General features: G+C 43.4%; 1 pseudogene. It reads right to left on the minus strand.

Going from position 1 to position 438, the window contains the following annotated elements:
• A pseudogene (locus A3766_RS10345) lies at positions 1–438 on the minus strand (molecular chaperone HtpG); the annotation flags it as partial.

The raw sequence follows: 438 nt of genomic DNA on the forward strand, positions 1-438 counted from the left end.
CCTTCAGTGGACGCAAAACGTAATAAACCGGCAACTTTCTCTTTATTTCCAAAGTCTTCAGCCAAGCCTTCCTTGATTACCTGGCCAAACTCATCCCAGAAAGACTGATACTTTTCAGCATCGTTCTTCGCCATCTTGGTCAACATATCAAGAACACGCTTGGTCAAAGCAGTCTTCATACTTTCAACGGTCTTGTCACTCTGCAAGATTTCACGAGAGACGTTCAGCGAAAGATCGCGAGTATCAACAATACCTTTAACAAACCGTAGGTACAGAGGCAGGAACTGCTCAGCTTCATCCATGATGAAAACACGCTGAACGTACAACTTGAGCCCTTTCGGTACATCGCGGTTGTACATATCAAAAGGCGCTTTTGAAGGAATATACAATAAGCTTGTGTAGTCCAATTTACCTTCAACACGGTTATGAGACCAAGTT

The organism is Oleiphilus sp. HI0132 (assembly GCF_001635845.1).